General features: G+C 65.1%; 2 protein-coding genes. Both read right to left on the bottom strand.

Annotation, left to right across the window (positions count from 1 at the left end; all coding sequences use genetic code 11):
- A partial coding sequence (pyk, locus tag ACK4SV_RS16635; protein WP_409918963.1) for a pyruvate kinase occupies positions 1–938 on the bottom strand: 938 nt, incomplete at its 3' end.
- Between the two features lie 92 nt (positions 939–1,030).
- On the bottom strand, positions 1,031–2,787 hold a 1,757-nt coding region (locus ACK4SV_RS16630), incomplete at its 5' end, for a vitamin B12 dependent-methionine synthase activation domain-containing protein (RefSeq protein WP_409918962.1).

Raw genomic sequence — 2,787 nt, 5'->3', positions numbered from 1 at the left:
GTCTCGGCCGACAGCATCACGGCGTCGGCGCCCTGATAGATCGCCGTCGCCACATCGGACGCCTCAGCCCGCGTCGGCGCGGAATTCTCGATCATCGATTCCAGCATCTGGGTCGCGACGATCACCGGGCGGCCCCGCGCGCGCGCCGAGCGGATGATCCGCCGCTGGATCACCGGCACTTCCTCCGGCGCAAACTCTACGCCGAGGTCGCCGCGCGCCACCATTACCGCATCGGCCGCCTCCACGATGGCATCCAGATTGGTGATCGCCGCAGGCTTTTCGAGCTTGGCAACCAGCGGCGCGCGCCCCGCAATGATCGCCTTCACCTCTTCGATATCCTCGACGGTCTGCACGAAGGAGAGCGCGACGATATCGACGCCGATCTCCAGCGCAAACAAAAGGTCCGCCCGGTCCTTCTCGGTCAGCGCCCGCACGGGCAGCGCCTTGCCGCGCACCGTGAAGCCCTTCCGGTCGCCCAGCTTGCCCGGCACTTCGGCCCGCACGCGCGGCGTCTCGCCCGCCTCGGTCACCGTGAAAATCAGATTGCCGTCATCGGCCAGGATCGTATCGCCCACTTCGAGGATCGCGAGGATCTCGGCATGCGGCACGGGAATCATTTCCGCGTCCGGCGCCGTCTCGCCAGCAAACAGCGTATATTCCTTGCGGAAGCCAAGCCGCAGCGCGCCGCCCTCGAACTTGCCGACCCGCACCTTCGGCCCCTGCAGGTCTGCCAGCGCCGCCAGCGGCCAGCCGACCGCCGCCTCGGCCGCGCGCACGGCGTCCAGCGCTTCTTTGTGCGCGGCATGTTCGCCATGGCTGAAGTTCAGCCGGAACACATCCACGCCGGCCTCGGCCAGCGCGCGCACTTCCTTCGGCGAGCGGCTGCCCGGCCCCAGCGTGGCGACGATTTTGGCGTTCTCGCCCTTAAGCTTCTGCATTTCAGTTCCGGCCCCCGGCTTACCCTAGCGTTACCGCTCACACCTCTAGGCGACTCGCGTCCGCGCCGCCAGCCACAACAGGGCGCGAACTGTCAGGCCATAGCATCCGCCATCACGAACGGATCATAGGACAGGATCGGCGCCAGCCAGCGCTCTGCCGTGCGGACATCCCAGCCCTTGCGGGCGGCATAATCCTCGACCTGGTCGCGCCCGATCCGGCCAACCGCAAAGTAGACGCTTTTGGGGTGAGACAGGTACAGCCCCGACACGCTCGCCGCCGGATACATCGCATAGGTGGAGGTCAGCTCCACGCCGATGCGCTTCTCCGCGTCCAACAGGCGGAACAGGGTCGCCTTCTCGGTATGGTCCGGCTGGCAGGGATAGCCGGGCGCAGGGCGGATGCCCTGGTATTTCTCCCCGATCAGCTCGTCCGTCGAAAGCGCCTCATCCGGCGCATAGGCCCAGAGCTCGCGGCGCACCTTCTCGTGCATGTATTCCGCCATCGCCTCGGCAAACCGGTCCGCCAGCGCCTTGACCATGATCGAGGAATAATCATCCCCCTTCGCGGCAAACGCCTGCGCGATCTCCTCGGCTTCCGGGCCGGAGGTCACACAGAAGCCGCCGATCCAGTCATCGCCCTCCGGCGCCACGAAATCGGCGAGTGCAAAGTTCGGCTGGGCATTGTCCTTGAGCATCTGCTGGCGCAGCGTCAGGAAGGTTTCGCCGCCCGCGACCTTCACATCGTCCACGGAGGAGTTTGCCTTCCAGAAGCCGACAACCGCCTTGGGCTTCAGCCAGTTCTCGCCGACGAGCTGCTGCATCATCGCCTGTGTATCTCGCCAGAGGCCGGACGCCGCTTCACCGACGATCTTGTCCTCGAGGATGGCCGGGAACCGCCCGGCAAGATCCCAGGCGGAGAAATACGGCGTCCAGTCGATATAGCGCGCCAGCGTGCCGAGATCGATATCCTCAAACGTCCGCACACCCTCATAGGCCGGGGCGGGCGGCGTGTAGCTCGACCAGTCGAATTTCAGCTTCGCAGCCCGCGCGTCTGCAATCGGCACACGCGGCTTCGGCGGGCCGTCCTTGCGCGCCTCGCGCATCCGCTGATAACGCGCGCGCACTTCATTCAGGAACACCGGCCGGTCATCATCATTCAGCAGCGTACTGACGACCCCCACCGCGCGGCTCGCATCCACCACATGGATGACCGGCGCGCTGCGAATGGCCGGTTCGATCTTCACCGCCGTATGCGCCGGGCTGGTCGTCGCCCCGCCGATCAGCAGCGGCTGCTTCATGCCGCGCCGCTGCATCTCGGCCGCAACATAGACCATCTCGTCGAGGCTCGGCGTGATCAGGCCGGACAGGCCGATGATATCGACATTCTCCCGGATCGCCGTATCCAGGATTTTCTCCGCCGGCACCATCACACCCATGTCGATGATGTCGTAGCCGTTGCAGGCGAGCACCACGCCGACAATGTTCTTGCCGATGTCATGCACATCGCCCTTCACCGTCGCCATCAGCACCTTGCCATTGGATTTGTCCGTCGTGCCGAGGCGTTGTTTTTCCTCTTCCATATAGGGCTCGAGCCAGGCGACCGCCTGTTTCATCACGCGGGCGGACTTCACCACCTGCGGCAGGAACATCTTACCCGATCCAAACAGATCGCCGACGACATTCATGCCGTCCATCAACGGCCCCTCGATGACATGCAGAGGGCGCTCGACGCTCTGGCGCGCTTCCTCCGTATCCACATCAATATATTCGGTGATGCCATGCACCAGCGCATGTTCGAGCCGCTTGGCCACGGGCAGCTCGCGCCAGCTGAGATCCTTCTCGCGGACCT

It is taken from the genome of Hyphomonas sp. (assembly GCF_046313735.1).
In the GTDB taxonomy this organism is placed as follows: domain Bacteria; phylum Pseudomonadota; class Alphaproteobacteria; order Caulobacterales; family Hyphomonadaceae; genus Hyphomonas.
Note: the sequence above shows the minus strand (reverse complement) of the source record. Positions and strands in the feature narration are given on the sequence as shown.